The organism is Mesorhizobium kamtschaticum (assembly GCF_056174585.1).
On record NZ_CM149691.1, the window covers coordinates 183,784 to 203,368 of the forward strand.

The following is a 19,585-nucleotide window of genomic DNA, read 5'->3' on the forward strand; positions in this document are numbered from 1 at the left end:
TGGCTCATCACGCCGCCCTTATGCGAGGGTTGATAACGGCATAGAGTACATCGACGATCAGGTTCACGGCCATGACGATAAGGGCGATCAAGAGCAGGCCAGACTGCACGACAACATAGTCGCGCTTGGATATGGATTCGACCATCCACCTGCCGATGCCCGGCCAGGAGAAGATCGTTTCGGTAAGGATGGCGCCGGCGAGCAGCGTGCTAACCTGCAGGCCGATGGTGGTGACCACCGGGATGAGTGCATTGCGCAGAGCATGCACGCCGATGACTCGGGCCGACGAAAGCCCTTTGGCTCGGGCAGTCCGCACGTAGTCCTCGCCCAGCACCTCGAGCATGGCGGAGCGCGTCTGGCGCGCTATCACAGCCAGCGGAATGGTGCCGAGCACAATTGTCGGCAGCACCAGATGGCGCAATACCGAGCGAAATGCATCCCATTTGCCGTAGAGCAAGGTGTCGATGGTCATGAAGCCGGTTATCGGCTTGAAGAAGTACTGCAGGTCGATGCGGCCGTTAACCGGCGTCCAGCCGAGATAGCCGGAGAAAAAGATGATCAGCAGCAGGCCCCACCAGAAGATCGGCATGGAGTAGCCGACGAGCGCCGTGCCCATCAGCGACTGGTCGAACCACGAGCCACGCTTGATCGCCGCGAAGATGCCGGCCGGAATGCCGAGCACCATGGCAAAAATCATGGCGAAGAATGACAGTTCCAGCGTCGCCGGGAAGAGCGTCTTGAACTCTTCGAGCACCGGGCGCTTGGACGAAATCGAGACGCCGAAATCACCGGTCACGACCTCACCGACATAGCGCGCATATTGCTGCCAGATCGGCAGATTGTAGCCGAACTGCTCCTTGAGTTCTTCGTAGCGCGCCGGCGCCACGCCGTGTTCGCCGGCCATGGCTAGGATAGGATCGCCGGGCAGCAGCCTGACGAACGCAAAGGCGCAGATCGTGATGCCGACAAGCGTCGGGATCAAAAGTGCAATTCGGTGGAGGATATATTTTAGCATGATGTAGGGGGGCGGCGCTTCATTGCGCCGCCCCGCTCTATAGTCTTATTCGGCCTTGTCAACGCCGTCGAAGCGGTGAATGCCGAGCGGGTCCATCATGAAACCGCTGACATTCTTGCGCACGACTGCATAGACCTGGCTATGGACCAGCAGGAAGGCGGGCGCCTCCTTGGCGAAGATCACCTGCGCCTGCTCATAGAGCTTGGAACGCTCGCCCTGGTCGCTGGTCTTCTTGGCCTTCTGGATCAGATCCTCGAAGTCCTTGTCGCACCAGCTCGAGTAGTTCGACACGCCGATGGCGTTGCAAGCGAAGAGCGTGGCGAAGAAGTTGTCCGGATCGCCATTGTCGCCGGTCCAGCCGATCTGGAAGGCGCCTGGACGGTCCTTCTTCTTGCCTTCCGAGCGATACTTGGTCCACTCGTAGTTGACGATCTCCGCCTTGACGCCGACCTTGGCCCAGTCGGCCTGGATCAGTTCGGCGGCGCGCTGGAAGTTCGGGTTGTACGGGCGAACGCGATCGGAAGCCCAGAGCTGGATTTCCGTCAGCCCGGCAGCAGCCAGAACCTTCTTGGCCGCATCCGGATCATAGGAGTCCGTTTTCACGTCCTTGTTCCACGACCACATGGTCGGCGGGATCAGGTTTTCGGCAGGCGTTGCGCCGGCATCCTGGAACAGCGACTTGATCAGCGATGCCCGATCGATCGCCTGGTTGAGCGCATGGCGCACCTCAGGCTTGTCGAGCGGCGGGATGGTGGTGTTGTAGCTCATATAGCCGATGTTCAGGCCGGCCTGATCCATCAGGGTCACGTCCTTGTTGGCCTTGATGGTGGCGATGTCGGCCGGGTTCGGATAGGGCGCGATGTCGCATTCGCCGGCAAGCACCTTCTGGATGCGGGCGGTCGCGTCAGGCGTGATGGCGAAGACGAGATCGTCGATCTTCTCCTTGCCCTTGAAATAGTCCGGGTTGGCCGCGTAGCGGATGACCGAATCCAGCTGATAGTCGACGAACTGGAACGGACCAGTGCCGATCGGCTTGGTCGAGAAATCGGCCATCTTGCCGTCCTTCGCCAGCTGGTCGGCATATTCCTTCGAGACGATCGAGGCGAAGTCCATGCCGAGGTTGGCCAGCATCGGCGCGTTCGGCTCGGTCAGCGTCAGCTTGACGGTCAGGTCGTCGACCTTTTCCCACTTGGCGACGTATTTCGGCATGTCCATGCCGGTGTAGTAGTCCCAGGTCAGGTTGGGCAGATACTTGTCGCCGTTCCAGGGGTTTTCCTTGTTGAACTGGCGATCGAAGGAGAAGACGACGTCGTCGGCGTTGAGGTCGCGCGTCGGCTTGAAATAGTCGGTGGTCTGGAACTTCACGCCCGGATGCAGGTGGAAAGTGTAGACCAGGCCGTCGTCCGAGATTTCCCACTTGTCGGCGAGGCCGGGCTCGACCTCGGTGCCGCCATGCTTGAACTCGACCAGACGCGAATAGACGGTACGCGACGAGGCATCGAAATCGTTGCCGCCGGTCGTGGTACCCGGATCAAAATTGGCAGGCGACGCTTCCGAGCAATAGACAAGCGTCTTTGCATTGGCCATGCCGCCCAGGACGCTTGCGGCCAGCAACGCGGCCGCAAAAGCGAGTTTCTTTTTCATTGAGCACTCCCTGATGTTCTTCCAAGCCCCTCTATCAGGCTCGCGAAGCGCGCATATAAGCACCGTTTTTACGGCTTTGGAACACCCCGTTTGCTTACCCCTCGGGAAGCAGGAAAAAAATCCGCGATTTTGCTAAATGGCAGAAAAAATTAGCAGTTTTTTCCATTCACAATATTATTAACGACCGCATTTTTTTATTGATCTGGCATCTGGCGACATCGATGTCGCGCCCCGTCTTCATCCTGCCACGGATGTGGAAGAGACCGGTTCCAAGTGTCGCCGGCGGGAAAGATTTTCGACGGCAAATCTTTCGGCGCCTTGCCGCAAGGGCAAGACTTGCACCGCCGCCGATAGAGGCCATACATAGATGGATATGCTGGCGGCAGCGGAGGACGTCTCTGTCATTCGGAGGCGGGCGCGGCACAGGCGACCCAGAAACGGGCGAACAAGAATTGCTAGGGAGGAACGGGTGGCAAAAGCATCTAAGGCGCCGGTGAAAGCGTCGGCCAAGGCAGTTTCGAAACCAGCCGCCGCCGACGGGCAAGGTAAAGCTGCTGCCAAGGCCGCGACCGCCAAGACAGACGCAAAGCCTGCCAAGACGGCACCTGCGGCAAAGGCAGCGGTCACCGCCAAGGCCGCTGCGAAGCCGGCGACGAAAGCCACCCCGACAAAGACTTCTCCAGCAAAGACTTCTCCCACGAAGGCTGGGGCAACGAGGGCCGCATCGCCAGCAAACGCAGCGCCGACGTCAAAAACGGCGCCGGCCGCCACCAAGCGGCTGCCGAAGGCACTCACGGAACTTGCCGCCGGCCTGCCCGAAAAGCCATGGCTCAAGAGCTATCCAAAAAATGTGCCGGCCGAAATCGGTGTGTTGCCCTACAGTTCGATCGGCGATTTCCTGGTCGGCGCCTGCAAGCAATTTTCCGCCCAGCCGGCCTTCACCTGCATGGACAAATCCATCAGCTACGCCGATGTCGAGCAGCTGTCGGCGGCCTTCGGTGCTTATCTGCAATCGAAGGGGCTGCAAAAGGGTGCGCGCGTCGCGCTGATGATGCCCAACGTTCTGCAATATCCGGTGGCGATGATGGGCATCCTGCGCGCCGGCTATGTCGTGGTGAACATCAATCCTCTGTACACGCCGCGCGAGCTGGAGCACCAGCTCAAGGATTCCGGTGCACAAGCCATCGTCATTCTGGAAAACTTCGCCAACACCTTGCAGGCGGTAATCGCCAGGACCGCGGTCAAGCATGTCGTGGTGGCGGCCATGGGCGACATGCTTGGCGGCCTCAAGGGGACGATCGTCAACTTCGTCGTGCGCCGCGTGAAGAAGATGGTGCCGGCATGGTCGCTGCCCGGGCACGTCAAGTTCAACGTGGCGGTGAAGGCCGGCGCCGGCCTTGGCTTCAAGCCGGTCAAGGTTGCAGCCGACGATGTCGCCTTCCTGCAATATACGGGCGGCACCACGGGCGTGTCGAAGGGCGCCACGCTGCTGCACAGCAATGTGCTCTCCAATGTCGTGCAGAACGCGCAGTGGATGGAAGACGCCTATACGATCAAGCCGAAACCCGCGCACCCGAACTTCATCTGCGCGCTGCCGCTCTACCATATCTTCGCGCTGACCGTGAACGCACTGATGGGCATGCAGCAAGGCGCCCGCAACGTACTCATTCCCAACCCGCGCGATATCCCCGGCTTCGTCAAGGAACTGGCAAAGTATCCGACCCATGTCTTTCCGGGCCTCAACACGCTGTTCAACGCGCTGCTCAACAATGAGGACTTCCGCAAACTCGACTTCAAGCCGCTGGTGCTGACACTGGGCGGCGGCATGGCGGTGCAAAAGGGCGTCGCCGAACGCTGGAAGGCGTTGACCGGTTGCCCTGTCACTGAAGGCTACGGCCTCTCGGAAACCTCGCCGGTGGCCACCGCCAACAAGTTCAGTTCCGGCGACTTTACCGGCACGATCGGCCTGCCCCTGCCCTCGACGGAAATCGCTATCCGCGACGACGACGGCAATAATTTGCCGCTCGGCGAGGTCGGCGAAATCTGCATCAGGGGACCGCAGGTGATGGCGGGCTACTGGAACCGGCCTGACGAGACCGCCAAGGTGATGACCAAGGACGGCTACTTCAAGTCCGGCGATATGGGCTTCATGGACGAGCGTGGCTACACCAAGATCGTCGACCGCAAGAAGGACATGATCCTGGTCTCGGGCTTCAACGTCTATCCGAACGAGCTCGAAGAGGTCGTGGCCATGCATCCGGGCGTGCTCGAAGTCGCGGCCATCGGCGTGCCGGACGAGCATTCCGGTGAAGTGCCGAAGCTGTTCATCGTCAAGAAGGACCCGGCCCTGACCGCTGAAGCCATCACCGCTTTTTGCCGCGAGAATCTGACCGGCTACAAGCGGCCCAAATATATCGAGTTCAGGACCGAATTGCCGAAGACACCGGTCGGCAAGATCCTACGGCGGGCGCTGCGCGAATAGTGGATGCTGCTGAAGACAATGCGCTCAATCGGGACTCGCGGCTCGACCCGGCTGAATTCATCAAGGCGAACATGCGCCTTGTCAGCGTGCCGGCGCTTCCCGAAATCCGGCTTTACGCCGCCCATCCAGGCAGCGGGTTGAGACGGCTTCTCGGATCCGAAGACGACAACGATACTGACGAAGATACGCCGGAACCGCAGCCGCCCTATTGGGCCTATGCCTGGGCCGGCGGCACCGTGCTGGCGCGCTACATCCTCGACCATCCAGTGAGCGTGGCGGGCCGCCGCGTGCTGGACCTGGGAGCTGGCTCCGGCATTGTCGGGATTGCCGCCGCGAAGGCCGGCGCGGTTGACGTGATTGCCGCCGAGATCGACCGCAATGGCATTGCCGCTATTGGTCTCAATGCCGCAGCGAACGGGGTCGAGATCACCATTGTCGGCAAGGATATCACCACGGATCCACCGCCGGCAGTCGACCTCGTGCTCGCGGGCGACGTATTCTACAGCCCTGAGGTTGCTCTGCTAGTTACCCCATTCCTCGATCGATGCCTGGCGGCCGGCATCGATGTACTGGTCGGCGATCCCCGTCGTGCCGATCTACCGCTGTCGCGGCTGCGGTTGCTCGCTGAATATCAAGTGCCGGATTTCGGCGACGCGAAGGGAGTTGCTGCAAAACCAAGCGGGGTCTTTTCCTTTGAGGCAGAAGAACGCTGACGCCCGGCTCAAAACCAAATCAATCGAATACTGGGTTCGACCCTTGCAGACGATCCTGTTGACGCTATATTTTAATCATGGGTATCGGCTCGATGTAGAAGCCTCGTTAGCCCCGCTTGAATTTGATCAAATCACCCGCGTACATAGACCAAGACCTGTTTTCGCAGTTTCGTTCGCCCATTCGAGGCTCAGGCAATCCCGAACCTATGACCAACCCCGTCTGGGTATGGGCAATTGAGCAGCGTCTGGCTGGTCATCATCTGAACAAAGCATTCACTGGCCCGCGTTCAGAGGATGCGGGCCCGTGCTGGAGCTTCAGCCGATACGGCCACACTGAGACGACGCTGCCAGATGGCCGCCTTGTCAGAATCGGCGGCGAGTACGAAGATTGGTACGATGCAGACTTTTACATCTACAACGATGTGATCGTGAGGCATCCTGGGGGCGGAACCGAGATTTTCGGCTACTCGGACGACATTTTCCCGCCGACCGACTTCCACACAGCAGATCTTGTCGACGACCGCATATTTATAGTGGGGAACCTATCTTATCCGAATATTCGCGGTCAAAAGGCGCAAGTGCTTGTGTTGGACACAGCAAGCTATGGTGTTAGCCGCTTTAATACGACTGGCGAAACTCCGCCGTGGATTTACAAGCACGCATCGGAATTTGTGGAAGATGGTGGCGCACTCCTGGTTCGCGGCGGGCTCATCTGTGACCCACGATGGCCTGACGTGGTCGAGAACATCGACGATTGGCGGCTGGACATCAATGCAGGTCGTTGGGAGCGCCTTACCAAGCGACTCTGGCCGCGATTTGCATTCGTTCGAGATGATGGCCGTCGAAATCATCTCTTCTGGCTTCGCCGCCGTCTTTCAGATCGCGCCAGCGGCAGACAAGAGGACAGTGACGGTTTTCGCGCCAAATGTCTTCGCGAACTCGGCCCCAATCCTCGAATAGACTTGCTCGAAACATTGTACACGCCCGACGTGCCTCACTCGAACATGCCTGAAGTCACGGAGGAGCGTCGTGTCCATCGCCTGTGTGTCGAAGGCGTCACCGTGCGCTACGTCGAGGGCTGGCATGATATCAGGCTGACCGTGGAAGGTGTTCTTCCGGACCGGACTGTCGAGATGATCCGCCTGGACCTGCTGACCAAACTGGCCGCGATCGAAAATTCGACCATCAACTGTATCCAGGTAATGGTCGAATAGGATTGCAGAAGGCGGCCTGTGCCAGGGAGAAATGACCCTGGCGGTTAGACCGTCTCCCTAACCCGCGCCGAAAGAAAGTCCGGCAGGTCGGCAACCGAATCCAGGATGACGTCGGCGATCTCGGCCAGCGATTCGCGCGTGCCGGTGCCGGAGAGCACGCCTACGGCCAGGCCGCAGCCGCCGGCGCGCGCCATTTCGAGATCGTGGCGGTTGTCGCCGACCATGGCGATCTCCGCCGCTCTCAGGCCAGTGAGGTCGCAAAAGGCCTGGATGGTGTCGGGCGCGGGTTTGGGATTGGCCACCGCGTCGTAGCCATAGGCGGCGTCGAACAGCTGTGCGACGCCGAGCGTCACCAAGGTTTTTTCCGCACCGCTGGTGGAATCATTGGTGGCGACGCCCAGCCGGTAGGATCTTTGTGCAGCACCGCCAAGGTGTCGACGATGCCCGGCAGCGCCACCGCCATCGTCGAACCCTGCACCGAGGTGATCTCGTTGAAGCGGGCGACGGCAAGCATCTGGTCTTCGTTCGACAGGCGCGGAAACCACAGTTCGACAACGTCGAGATTGGTGCCGGAGGCAAAGATCGAGTCAGGCTTGAAGCGCCGGTTGGCAAAATCGAAACCGGCCGCCGCGAGCAGCCTGTCGGCCTTCCAGCGATCGCCGTCGGAGGCATCCATGGCCATGAAGTCGGCGACGCCAAGCCAGGTCGCGTTGAAGTCGACAAGTGTCCCGTCCTTGTCGAACAGTATGCCCTTGATGTCTGCCAAACTTTTCACTCCGAAGCACGCAATTGGTGGATGTATCCCACAAGGCCAGCCGTCGATGCGTCACGCTTGGCGGCACTTTCCTTGCCCTCGACGACAGGCAAAAGGCCGGTCGCCAGTTCCTTGCCCAACTCGACGCCCCACTGGTCGAAGGAATTGATGTTGAACAGCGCCCCCTCGACGAAGACGCGGTGCTCATAGAGCGCGATCAGCCGGCCGAAGGTGCGCTGGTCGAGCTTGCGATAGAGGATGGTCACCGAAGGCCGGTTGCCGGAGAAGACGCGATGCGGCGCGATCTTGTCGACATCGGCCGGCTTCATACCCTTGGACAGCATCTGCGCGCGTGCCTCGTCCAGGGTGCGGCCCTTCATCAGTGCTTCCGACTGCGCCAGGCAGTTGGCGAGCAACAGGTCATGCTGGTGCTTGAGCTCCGGCTCGTGGCCAACGGCCGCGGCGAGAAACTCGACCGGGATGAAATCGGTGCCCTGGTGCAGCAGCTGGAAGAAAGCATGCTGGCCATTGGTGCCGGGCTCGCCCAGACCAGCGGCCCGGTCGGTGTCGTCACCGGCGTGCCGTCGAGAGTGACGCCCTTGCCGTTCGATTCCATGTCGAGCTGCTGCAGATAGGCCGGCAGCCGGGACAGGCGCTGATCGTAGGGGATGACCGCGCGGGCCGGATAGCCGCAGATCACGCGATGCCACCAGCCGACCAGCCCGAGCAGCGCGGGCAGGTTCTTGGCGATCGGCGCGGTGCGGAAATGCTCGTCCATTTCGTGGGCGCCATCGAGGAAAGCGCGAAAATTCCTCGGGCCGACGGCGATCATGACCGGCAGGCCGATCGCGCCCCAGACCGAATAGCGGCCGCCGACCCAGTCCCAGAAGCCGAAGACGCGATCGGATTCGATGCCGAACTTGGCCACCAGGTCGAGCGCCGTCGAGACGGCGGCGAAATGCTTGCCGACCGCCTGCTTGCCGAGCGCCTTCTGCACCCAGTCGCGCGCCGTCTGCGCATTGGTCATCGTCTCGACCGTGGTGAAGGTCTTGGAGGCGATGATGAACAGCGTGGTTTCGGCGGACAGGCCCTTCAGCGTGTCATGAATATGGGCGCCGTCGATGTTGGAGACATAGTGTGCGCGCGGCCCGTCATGATAGGGGGCGAGCGCCAGCGTCGCCATGGCCGGGCCGAGGTCGGAGCCGCCAATGCCGATGTTGACGATGTCGGTGATCTTCTTGCCGGTGGCGCCGGCCGCCTTGCCGGAGCGGATGGCATCGGCAAAGGCGCCCATCGCGTCGAGCACGGAAAGGACATCCGCCTTGACGTCCTGGCCATCGACCGTGACACCCTTGCCGCTGAGATTGCGCAGCGCCGTGTGCAGCACGGCGCGGTCTTCGGTGATGTTGATCTTCTTGCCGGCGAACATGGCGGCGCGGCGGCCTTCGAGATCGGCGGCGCCAGCGAGCTTTTCCAGCAAGTCCATGGTGGTCGCGTCGACGGCGCATTTCGACCAGTCGAGCAGCAAATTGTCGTCGATGGCGGAGAATGTCTGGAACCGCTGCGGATCGGCGGCGAAGGCCTGGCGCATGCTGGCAGGTGCCGCAGCGCGATGGTCGCGCAAGGCGGCAAGCTGTTTCTGGAAGGCTGACTTATCCACTGGCGGGGACTCCTGGCTTTTTCGACGCACTCTATCAGACCGGATGTTTCCGGCGCGTGTCGTCGCGACAAACCTATTGAGCCGAATTCCGTGCGGTCAATACGCGGCGGTGACGCAGCGCGTCACGAAGTGATGACACAATGTGTCGATCTGGGAGGCTGCAGAGCCCGATTTCGGCCGGAAGGATCACTGGCATAAATCCCAAAGATCAGAAAAATTGATTGGCGCAACCCCTTGTGCCACCGTTACATTCGACTGGTCCAGCCAAGCGAAAAAAGCTGGCCATCGAGGAACATCTTCCATGCCACAGAGAAACGACACGGCGATATGGTCCGGCCTGTTCCGGATTTCGGCCGAATCCGGCCAGACCCTGCAGGCGCAGATCCGCCAAGCCATCGTGGCCGCGATTCTCGACCGTCAGATCGCCGCTTCGATGCCGCTTCCCTCCTGCCGGATCCTGGCCGAAAAACTCGGCGTGGCACGCGGCACGGTGGTGCTGGCCTTCCAGCAGCTCGTCGACCAGGGGTTCCTGGTGGCGCGCGAGCGGCGTGGCCATTTCGTCAATCCCGACGTGCTGGCGACACCGGCCAAGCCGCACCAGAAGGCGCCCGACCAGGCCAACGAGATCGACTGGAAGGCACGCCGGCAGATCGCCGCCAGCGATATGCCGCCGCCGGCCAAGCACGAGAACTGGATCAAGTCGTCCTACCCCTTCGTCTACGGCCAGTTCGACCCGGCGCTGTTCCCGACCGCCGAGTGGCGCGAGTGCAACCGCATGGCGCTGGCGGTGCTCGAAATCCGCAACTGGGCGTCCGACATGGTCGACCGCGACGATCCGCTCTTGATCGAGCAGATCCAGGCGCGGCTGCTGCCGCGGCGCGGCATCTTCGCCAATCCCGACGAGATCATCGTCACGCTTGGCGCCCAGAACGCGCTCTATATGCTGGCGACACTCTTGATGACCAAGGGCTCGAAGGTGGCGATGGAAGACCCGGGCTACCCCGACGCACGCTCGATCTTCCGGCTTGCGGGCGCCGAGATCCAGCCGGTGCCGGTCGACCAGTCCGGCATCGTAACCTCTTCCATCCCCAATGATTCCGGCTTCGTGTTCGTCACGCCCAGCCATCATTGTCCGACCATGGTGCCGTTGTCGGCGGAGCGGCGGCAGGATCTTCTGGCGCGCGCCAACCGGCACAACCAGATCATCATCGAGGACGGCTATGACAGCCAGCTTCTCGACGAGGCGCCGCAGCAGGCGCTGAAGAGCCTCGATCGTTCCGGCCGCGTCGTCTATGTCGGCTCGATGTCGAAGACGCTGGCTCCCGGCCTGCGGCTTGGCTACATCGTCGCCTCGGCCGGACTAATCTCCGAGCTCAGGGCACTGCGCCGTTTCATGCTGCGCCATCCGCCGGCCAACAACCAGCGTGCCGTCGCGTTGTTCCTGTCGCTCGGCCATCACGAGGCACTGGTGCGGCGGCTGTCGAGCGCCTTCGATGAGCGGCGCAAGCGTCTGGTCCATGCGATTTCCGCCTTCCTGCCGGAATGGCGTTCGACCGATTCGGCCGGCGGCACATCGCTCTGGCTCGAGGGACCACGCGGCACCGATTCCCGAGGTCTGGCCGAGGCCGCCGCCTCGCGCAGCGTCATCATCGAGCCGGGGGACCGCTTCTTCGACCGCACCGAAAAGCCTTCGCGTTTCATGCGGTTGGGCATTTCCTCGATCGCGCTGCAGCACATCGAGCCCGGCATCCGCGAACTGGCCACGGCCGCGGGACGCAGGCCCGCAGCCGCCTGATCACCTTTCACCGGAGCCACCATCAGTGGCTCCGGCTCCTTTAGCTCTGGCACATGCAACCGGACAGGCTGGCCCATAGGCTGTGCCAATGCCGGCGGCATAGTCGTGGCATAAAGGGGAAGAAGCAGCCGATGGTGGACCAACCGCCGCCCTGTTTCCGAGAAAAGGTGGAGCGTCTCCATGTCAGTGGTTCTTGAAAAGCAGGAAGCGGCGGCGGATCAGCGCTCGCGCCGCTCCGGTGGACGCGAAGCGCGTCGCGCCATGCGGGCAGCGCCCCTGGCTGACGACATCAAGCCGGTGCGCGCCGGCCTCGAGGGCGGCAGCTACGGACCGCTGAAGCACAACGACCAGGAACGCATCCACGAGGCGGTGCTGACGCTGCTGGAGACCGTCGGCTTCGCCAATGCCATCCCCTCCTGCATCGAGGCGCTGACCAAGGCCGGCGCCACCTATGGCGATGACGGCCGCATCCGTTTCCCGCGCGCGCTGGTGCTCGATACGATCAAGAAGGCGGCACGCAATTTCACCTTGCACGGCCAGGACCCGAAACACGACATGTTGATCCAGGGCAAGCGCGTGCACTACGGCACGGCCGGTGCCGCGGTCCATCTGGTCGATGTCGAGAAGCGCGAATACCGCGAATCGCTGCTGCAGGACATCTATGACGCGGCCCGCCTCGTCGAGGGGCTCGACAACATCCATTTCTTCCAACGGCCGATGGTGCCGCGCGACATTCCCGATCCGCTCGAAATGGACTTCAACACGCTCTACGCCTGCGTGATGGGCACGTCCAAGCATGTCGGCACCTCGTTCACGGTGCGCGAGAACGTGCAGCCGGCGCTCGAAATGCTCTATGCCATTGCCGGCGGCGAGGAGAATTTCCGCGCCCGGCCGTTCGTGTCGAACTCGAACTGCTTCGTCGTGCCGCCGATGAAATTCGCCGAGGACGCCTGCGGCGTGCTGGAAGCCTGCGTCGACGGCGGCATCCCGATCCTGCTGCTGTCAGCCGGCCAGGCCGGCGCCACCGCTCCGGCGGCGATTGCCGGTGCCGTGGTGCAGGCCGTGGCCGAAGTGCTGGCCGGTCTGGTCTATGTCAACGCCATCAAGCCAGGACATCCGGCGATCTTCGGCACCTGGCCGTTCGTGTCGGATCTGAGGACAGGCGCGATGTCGGGCGGCTCGGCCGAGCAGGCGGTGCTGACCGCTGCCTGCGCGCAGATGGCGCAGTTCTACGATCTGCCGGGCGGCTCGGCCGCCGGCATGACGGATTCGAAACTGCCTGACATCCAGTCCGGCTACGAAAAAGGCATCACCGACGTGATGGCCGGCCTTGCCGGGCTCAACCTCGTTTATGAGTCCGCCGGCATGCATGCCTCGCTGCTCGGCTTCTGCCTGGAAAGCCTGATCATCGACAATGACATGCTCGGCCATTGCCTGCGCTGCGTGCGCGGCATCGAGGTGACCGACGAATCACTGTCGATCGACACCATCGCAGAGGTCTGCCTGAAGGGACCGGGCCACTATCTCGGCAACGAGCAGACCTTGCGGCTGATGCAGACAGAATATTTCTATCCGGCCGTCGGCGACCGCTTTTCGCCAAAGGAATGGAACGAGAAGGGCCGGCCCGACATCTTGCAGCGCGCGATCATCGAGAAGAAGCGCGTGCTTGCCGAGCGTTTCCCGCGCCATGTGCCAAAACTGCTCGACGACAAATTGCGCACCCGCTTCGGCGACATGATCAAGCTGCCCCGCGCCAATATGGGCGGCTGAGGCGCTCGTCGGAACAAGTTATTCGGAGGCCAACCCGAAACGCTCGACGACCTCGGTATTGATCAGCTTGGCGTGCAGCGCCATTAGCACGATTTGCGCATCGAAACTGTCGCCGGCCTCGACCGCGGCCTCGATCCGGTGTTCCACGTCCTGCCGCTGCTGCAAACCGTGGGAGCGCTCGAAGGTTTCCGGTCCGGCAATGCAATAGCTGAACAGCCGCGCCACGTCCGGATAGGCCTGGCTGGGCGGTTCGTCGGGCCAGTGATCCTTCATCAGATTGACGATAGTGAGTTTTACCCCCTCCGGCACAAGGGCAGGATGCAGGTCGGCGCCGCGCAGGGCGTCGTCGAGTTGCCTGAGATCACCCGAGCGTCCGAACATGCCGAGAAAGCCGAGGGAAGAGCGTCGTTGCGCCATGATGTTCCAATCCGTTTTCCAGCCACTTAAGTGGTCGGCAAGCGGAATACAAAGGCGGGCGAACATCTAGCCACCTACCGCCAGCAGCAAAACACCAGCCAGGGCCGATCCGGCGAGTGTTGGCAGCACGCCGATCTTGAACTTCAGGATGGCGATCATAGCGGCACAGGAAAGCAGCGCCGCCCGCCAGTCGATCGACGAGAGCACCGGGACATTCATGCCGAGGCTCATTGCGTGCACCTCACGGAAAACGACGTGCAAAGCAAACCACAGAGCGAGATTCATAATCACGCCGACAATTGCGGCGGTGATCGCGCCGAGCGCTGCCGACAAGGCCCTGTTGCCGCGCAGGGCCTCGATATAGGGCGCGCCAAGGAATATCCAGAAGAAGCACGGCGTGAACGTCACCCACAAGGTGAGCAGCGCTCCAAGCGATCCGGCAAGCAACGGGTTCAATGAGCCGGAGTGACGGAACGCAGCGATGAAGCCGACAAACTGCAACACCAGGATGAGCGGACCAGGCGTGGTCTCGGCAAGCCCAAGACCATCGACCATTTCACCGGGGGCGAGCCAGCCGAAGGACTGGACGGCTGCCTGCGCGACATAGGCCAGCACCGCATAGGCGCCGCCGAAGGTGACGACCGCCATCAGGCTGAAGAACCTGCCTATCTCGGTCCACACACTGGCAGAACCGGTGAACCACCAGATGAGCAGAACAGGCCCGAGCCAGATCGGCAGCCAGATCGCGATAGTGCGCGGCGCATGCCATCTGTTCGGTTTGACATGGCTCAGTTCGCCGCGCTCGAACATCAGGTCGACTGCTCCCTTGATGTCGACGACATCGCCCTTGCCATGCGCGGAGCCGGAAAACAGGCCGGGAGCAACGCGCGCTCCCAACCATCCTGTCAGGCCCGCCAGCAGGATGATGAGCGGAAACGGCACATTCAACGCATAGATGGCGATGAAGGCGGCAACCGCGATCGACACCATGGCCGGGTTTTTCAGGGCACGCCGCCCGATGCGGATCACCGCCTCGATGACGATGGCAAGCACCGCCGCCTTCACCCCGAGGAAAAGCGCCTCGACGAGCGGCATGTCGCCATAGAGCACGTAGAGACTGCTCAAGATGAGCATGACGAGCGCGCCGGGCACGACGAACAGGATACCGGCGACGAGGCCGCCGATCGTCCTGTGCAGCAGCCAGCCGATATAGATGGCGAGTTGCTGGGCTTCCGGGCCAGGCAGCAGCATGCAGTAGTTCAGCGCATGCAGGAAACGCTGTTCACCGATCCAGCGCCGCTCCTCGACCAATTCCCTATGCATCAGGGCGATCTGCCCGGCCGGCCCGCCGAAGGAGAGCAGTCCGATTTTCGCCCAGACTTTTGTGGCTTCGGCAAAAGTCGGTGCAGCCGGCGCCTCGACGTTCCCCGCTCCATTCTCCCGGACAAGAGCGCTCATGACGGTTTGCCCGTGCCGACAGAGGGCCAGTTGTGGGTTTCCTCGGTGGCGTCGCGACACCAGCGGAAGAACGCATCGTAGAGCAGCATGCCTGCTTCCAGTTGTTCCAGATCGTCGCGAAACATCCGCGACAGGCCAAGCGAGGCAGCCAGAAAGCCGGCGGCCTGGGGCACCAGGTCGAGGCTTGCGGTGTCGGCGGCGCGCACGATCACGGCAAGGCGATCGAGCGCGGCTGATTCCAGGCCGAATTCCTCGATCATCGTATCGAAGGTGCAGCGTTCGCCGCGATGGCTCCAGAACACAGTGTCGATGTCGAACGGCACGGCCTTGAAGCGGTCGGCCACCGCAAGCACCTCGGCCGCCTCGACAAACAGGAAGACGGCGTGCGGATCGACGAAACGCCGGATCAGCCAGGGGCAAGCGATGCGATCGACCTTCGGACGGGACCGCGTCACCCACACGGTACGGCCTTTTTCATCGCGCGGCGGCAGGTTTTCGGTGCGGACCAAAAGCCCATTTGCGTCGCGCCAGGCTTCGAAGCCGCCTTCGAGGGATTCAGCGGAAATTCCCTCGTGCCGCAGCCATGCGGCCACGCCTTGCGAGAGTTTTTGACCTTTCTGACAGACGACCGAGACCTGCCTGCCGGCAAATTCGGTGGCCCAGGTCGAAACGGTTTTGAAATTGCGTCGGCATGAGGCCGGCAGCAGGCGCGGGTCGGCGTCGAAATCCTCATCGATGCGGACATCGATGATTGCAGGCGCACCCGGCAGACCGACCAGACGGGACAGTTGCGATGCGGTGATAGCGGTTGTTGACGGCATGGCGTCCACCTCCTAATAGAGAAGCTTGGACGCGAACGTTGGGCTGACGCCTCACGGGGTCGTCGCGATGCACCCCTTGGTCATGATCGTGGATTTGTTGGCCGCGCTTGTCAAGGACGACAAACGGCGGCTTGATCCGGATCAAGCCGCCGTTTGTCGTTAACGTAAGTATTTGCGCACAGATACTGTCCCGGAGCAGTCAAATGATTGTCCCCGGAGCAATCAGTGATTGTCCCCGAAGCAATCAGTGATTGTCCCTGGGGACGCCGCTGGTGTGGGCGACATCCTGGTATTTCACCGCCGGCTTCAGCACCATTCCCTGGTCGAACTGGTCGACCATGCCACGCTGGATTTCCTGCCATGGCGTCTGGTGCTTGGGATAGTGATAGCCGCCATCGCTCTGCAGCGCCGCGCGCCGCTTGGCGATCTCGTCGTCGCTGACCAGGATGTTGGCGGTGCCCTTCCTGAGATCGATGCGGACGCGATCGCCTGTCTTGAGCAGCGCCAAGCCACCGCCTATTGCCGCTTCCGGCGAGGCGTTGAGGATCGATGGCGAGCCCGACGTGCCCGACTGGCGTCCATCGCCGATGCAGGCCAGCGCGTGGATGCCCTTCTTGATGAGATAGGCCGGCGGCTGCATGTTGACGACCTCGGCACCGCCGGGATAGCCGACCGGGCCGGCGCCACGCATGAACAGGATGGTGTGCTCGTCGATGCCTTGCGCCGGATCGTCGATGCGGGCGTGGTAATCCTCGGGGCCGTCGAAGACCATGGCGTTGCCTTCGAAAGCTTCCGGATCCTTCGGGTTGGACAGATAGCGCTCGCGGAACTCCGGCGAGATTCCGCTCATCTTCATGATCGCCGAATCGAACAGATTGCCCTTGAAGTTGATGAAGCCGGCATTGGCCTTCAGCGGCTCGGCAACGGTGCGGATGACATCGGTATTCTCGTTGGCGACTCCCTTGCAATTGTCGCCGATCGACTTGCCGTTGACGGTCATGGCTTCGGGATAAGGCAGCAGTCCCGCCTTCATCAGTTCGGCAACCACGGCGGGTACGCCGCCGGCATGATGGTAATCTTCGCCAAGATATTCGCCCGACGGCTGCAAATTGACGATGAGCGGCACTTTGAGGCCGATCGCCTGCCAGTCGTCATTGTCGAGCGGCACGCCGAGATGGCGGGCAATGGCGTTGAGATGGATGGGCGCGTTGGTGGAGCCACCGATCGCCGAATTGACGACGATGGCGTTCTCGAAGGCCTTGCGCGTCATGATGTCCGAGGGCTTCAGGTCCTCATGCACCATGTCGACGATGCGTTTTCCCGTCTCGTAGGCGATCTGGCCGCGCTCGCGGTAGGGCGCGGGGATGGCGGCCGAGCCGGGCAGCTGCATGCCGAGCGCTTCGGCCAGCGAATTCATCGTGGTGGCGGTGCCCATGGTGTTGCAGTAGCCGGTGGACGGCGCCGAGGAGGCGACGATGTCCATGAACTCGTCATAGCCGATCTCGCCGGCCGACAGGCGCTGGCGCGATTCCCAGACGATGGTGCCGGACCCGGTGCGTTTGCCCTTGTGCCAGCCATTGAGCATCGGGCCAACCGACAGCGCGATGGCCGGAATGTTGACGGTGGCCGCCGCCATCAGCAGCGCCGGCGTGGTCTTGTCGCAGCCGATGGTCAGCACGACACCGTCGAGCGGATAGCCGTAGAGCACTTCGACAAGGCTGAGATAGGCAAGGTTGCGGTCAAGTGCTGCGGTCGGGCGCTTGCCGGTCTCCTGGATCGGATGGCAGGGGAACTCGAAGGGAATGCCGCCCATCGAAACGATGCCCTCGCGCACGCGCTTGGCGAGCTCGATATGGTGCCGGTTGCAAGGCGACAGATCCGAGCCGGTCTGGGCGATGCCGATCAGCGGCTTGCCCGACATCAACTCGGCACGTGTCAGCCCGTAATTCAGGTAGCGCTCCAGATAGAGCGCCGTCATGCCCGGATTGTCGGGGTTGTCGAACCACTCCTGCGAGCGAAATTTCTTCTTTCGTGTGGGGGCGCCAGCCATCATGGTCTCCGTATTTGTATGACAAATCGATATGACAACGCGCGGATGCAGGCAAGGGGCAGGCGCGATCTGAATCGGGACTTTGGTGCGATAGACACGCACCCAGCCGTGCGTTAGGCCTTCGGACAGTCTTGTCCGGGAGGTTTTCATGGCTTTGGTGATCGAAGGCGAGGAGCGCATTGCCGCACCCCTGCAAAAAGTGTGGGAAGCGCTGAACGATCCCGAGGTTTTGAAGGCAACCATTCCCGGCTGCCAGAGCCTGGAAATGAAGTCACCGACCGAAATGACCGCGACGGTGGTGTTGAAGATCGGCCCGATCAAGGCGACCTTCAACGGCGAAGTGACGTTGAAGAACCTGAAGCCGCCGCACTCCTACACCATCCAGGGCGAAGGCAAGGGCGGCATTGCCGGCTTTGCCAAGGGCGGCGCCGACGTGACGCTGACCGAGGATGGGCCGGATGCCACAGTGCTCAAATATGCTGCCAAGGCCGAAGTCGGCGGCAAGATCGCCCAGCTCGGCAGCCGGCTGATCGAATCGACTTCGAAAAAACTCGCCGGGCAGTTCTTCTCGAGTTTTGGCGAGAAAGTCGGCGGCTGAGCCCACGAAGGGCAGAAATCACTCAAACACGATGCTCGGCACCGCCGCTTCGGCCGCGCCGCGTTCCTCATTGACCCGGTCCCAGACCTTGGCGGCGATGTCGCGATAGGTTTTCGCCGTGGCGCTGTCGGGCTTCGAGACCACCACCGGTTCACCGGCATCCGAGCTTTCGCGGATGCCCATTTCGAGCGGCACTTCGCCAAGGAAAGTGACGCCGAGACGCTCGGCCTCGCGGCGCGCGCCGCCATGGCCAAAGATATCATAGCGCTTGCCGGTGTCCGGGGCGATGAAGTAGCTCATGTTCTCGACGATGCCGAGCAGCGGCACGTCGACCTTCTTGAACATGTTGAGACCCTTTCGCGCATCGATCAGCGCCAGGTCTTGCGGCGTCGAGACGATGACGGCACCGGCCAACGGCACCTGCTGGGCCATGGTCAGCTGGGCGTCGCCGGTGCCGGGCGGCATGTCGACGACGAGCACGTCGAGCCGGCCCCATTCGACCTCGCGCAGCATCTGCGTCAGCGCCGACATCACCATCGGCCCGCGCCAGATCATCGGCGTCTCCTCATCGACGAGGAAGCCCATCGACATCACCTTGAGGCCGTAATTCTCCATCGGTTTCAGGATCTTGCCGTCGACCGTCTGCGGCCGGCCATGGATGTTGAGAAGCTTCGGCATGGACGGGCCATAGATGTCGGCATCGAGCACGCCGACACGCAAGCCATTGGCGGCAAGGCCAAGCGCGATGTTGACGGCGGTTGTCGACTTGCCGACGCCGCCCTTGCCGGAAGCAACCGCAATGATCGCCTCGATGCCGGGCACGCCGCGCTTGCCCTGGCTGTGCGATGCGGGGGCATGCGGCGCGGGGCGCGGTGCTGCAGCGGCGGTTGGTGGTGCCGGCCTGGGCGCGGGGCGTGATGGAACCGGCGCCTCCATCCCGCCGCCCTTCTTTTCCGCCGTCAGTGCGACAACAGCGCCGGCGACACCGGGGATCGCCTTGACGACACGCTCGGCAGCAGCGCGCAACGGTTCCATTTCCTGCGCCCTGGCGGCGGGAACGGTGATCGAGAAGAACACTTTCGAATCGGCGATGAAAATCTCGGAAACCATGCCGAGGTCGACGATGTTGCCGGTGAAGTCCGGTCCATTGACCGTCTTCAGACGCTCGGTGACGATTTCCTTGGTGACGGACAT

Annotated in this window: 13 protein-coding genes and 2 pseudogenes; 6 read left to right on the forward strand and 9 right to left on the reverse strand. The window is 62.1% G+C overall.

The window, feature by feature from the left end:
• Window positions 1-7: 7 nt before the first annotated feature.
• Window positions 8-1,015: an ABC transporter permease subunit gene (locus AC0V7N_RS00890; RefSeq protein WP_027043625.1), complete on the reverse strand. Its 1,008-nt coding sequence runs from the start codon at window positions 1,013-1,015 to the stop codon at window positions 8-10.
• A gap of 45 nt (window positions 1,016-1,060) precedes the next feature.
• Complete coding sequence (locus AC0V7N_RS00895; RefSeq protein ID WP_496627651.1) at window positions 1,061-2,659, reverse strand: ABC transporter substrate-binding protein; 1,599 nt, start codon at window positions 2,657-2,659, stop codon at window positions 1,061-1,063.
• A gap of 469 nt (window positions 2,660-3,128) precedes the next feature.
• Between AC0V7N_RS00895 and AC0V7N_RS00900 the strand changes: the two genes are divergently transcribed.
• The 3 genes from AC0V7N_RS00900 to AC0V7N_RS00910 all read left to right on the forward strand — a co-directional run bounded on the left by AC0V7N_RS00900 (window position 3,129) and on the right by AC0V7N_RS00910 (window position 7,068).
• Entirely contained in the window at window positions 3,129-5,141 is a 2,013-nt protein-coding gene (locus AC0V7N_RS00900; protein WP_496627652.1) for a long-chain-fatty-acid--CoA ligase, read from the forward strand.
• Window positions 5,142-5,212: 71 nt separating this feature from the next.
• Entirely contained in the window at window positions 5,213-5,854 is a 642-nt protein-coding gene (locus AC0V7N_RS00905) for a class I SAM-dependent methyltransferase (protein WP_475460145.1), read from the forward strand.
• Window positions 5,855-6,060: 206 nt separating this feature from the next.
• Window positions 6,061-7,068, forward strand: a complete 1,008-nt coding sequence (locus AC0V7N_RS00910) for a hypothetical protein (protein ID WP_475453876.1) — start codon at window positions 6,061-6,063, stop codon at window positions 7,066-7,068.
• A 44-nt stretch (window positions 7,069-7,112) separates the two neighbouring features.
• Here AC0V7N_RS00910 and AC0V7N_RS00915 read toward each other — a convergent pair.
• Window positions 7,113-7,834 (reverse strand): annotated as a pseudogene (locus AC0V7N_RS00915) (HAD family hydrolase).
• A 5-nt stretch (window positions 7,835-7,839) separates the two neighbouring features.
• Window positions 7,840-9,482: pseudogene (pgi, locus tag AC0V7N_RS00920) on the reverse strand (glucose-6-phosphate isomerase).
• Between the two features lie 301 nt (window positions 9,483-9,783).
• Here pgi and pdxR point away from each other — a divergent pair.
• Window positions 9,784-11,277, forward strand: a complete 1,494-nt coding sequence (gene pdxR, locus AC0V7N_RS00925; protein ID WP_172220119.1) for a MocR-like pyridoxine biosynthesis transcription factor PdxR — start codon at window positions 9,784-9,786, stop codon at window positions 11,275-11,277.
• A 180-nt stretch (window positions 11,278-11,457) separates the two neighbouring features.
• Window positions 11,458-13,047 carry a trimethylamine methyltransferase family protein gene (locus tag AC0V7N_RS00930; RefSeq protein ID WP_475453880.1) on the forward strand — a complete coding sequence of 530 codons (1,590 nt, stop codon included), beginning with the start codon at window positions 11,458-11,460 and terminating at the stop codon, window positions 13,045-13,047.
• Window positions 13,048-13,065: 18 nt separating this feature from the next.
• Here the strand turns inward: AC0V7N_RS00930 and AC0V7N_RS00935 are convergent, their stop codons facing one another.
• The 4 genes from AC0V7N_RS00935 to AC0V7N_RS00950 form a co-directional block, all read right to left on the reverse strand.
• Window positions 13,066-13,464: a hypothetical protein gene (locus AC0V7N_RS00935; RefSeq protein WP_496627998.1), complete on the reverse strand. Its 399-nt coding sequence runs from the start codon at window positions 13,462-13,464 to the stop codon at window positions 13,066-13,068.
• A 66-nt stretch (window positions 13,465-13,530) separates the two neighbouring features.
• A complete protein-coding gene (chrA, locus tag AC0V7N_RS00940; protein WP_475453885.1) occupies window positions 13,531-14,922 on the reverse strand; it encodes a chromate efflux transporter in 1,392 nt (463 codons plus the stop codon).
• On the reverse strand, window positions 14,919-15,743 hold the full coding sequence (locus AC0V7N_RS00945) for a chromate resistance protein ChrB domain-containing protein (protein ID WP_475453886.1): 825 nt from the start codon (window positions 15,741-15,743) through the stop codon (window positions 14,919-14,921). Before AC0V7N_RS00945 ends, chrA begins: the two co-directional genes overlap by 4 nt.
• Before the next feature lie 244 nt (window positions 15,744-15,987).
• Window positions 15,988-17,793, reverse strand: a complete 1,806-nt coding sequence (locus AC0V7N_RS00950; RefSeq protein ID WP_475453888.1) for an IlvD/Edd family dehydratase — start codon at window positions 17,791-17,793, stop codon at window positions 15,988-15,990.
• 148 nt (window positions 17,794-17,941) lie between these two features.
• Between AC0V7N_RS00950 and AC0V7N_RS00955 the strand changes: the two genes are divergently transcribed.
• The gene (locus AC0V7N_RS00955; RefSeq protein WP_475453890.1) at window positions 17,942-18,391 is read left to right on the forward strand and encodes an SRPBCC family protein; all 450 of its coding nucleotides are present in this window, start codon (window positions 17,942-17,944) and stop codon (window positions 18,389-18,391) included.
• Window positions 18,392-18,409: 18 nt separating this feature from the next.
• On the opposite strand, the gene AC0V7N_RS00960 is transcribed toward AC0V7N_RS00955, so the two are convergent.
• Window positions 18,410-19,585 carry an Mrp/NBP35 family ATP-binding protein gene (locus AC0V7N_RS00960; RefSeq protein WP_475453891.1) on the reverse strand — a complete coding sequence of 392 codons (1,176 nt, stop codon included), beginning with the start codon at window positions 19,583-19,585 and terminating at the stop codon, window positions 18,410-18,412.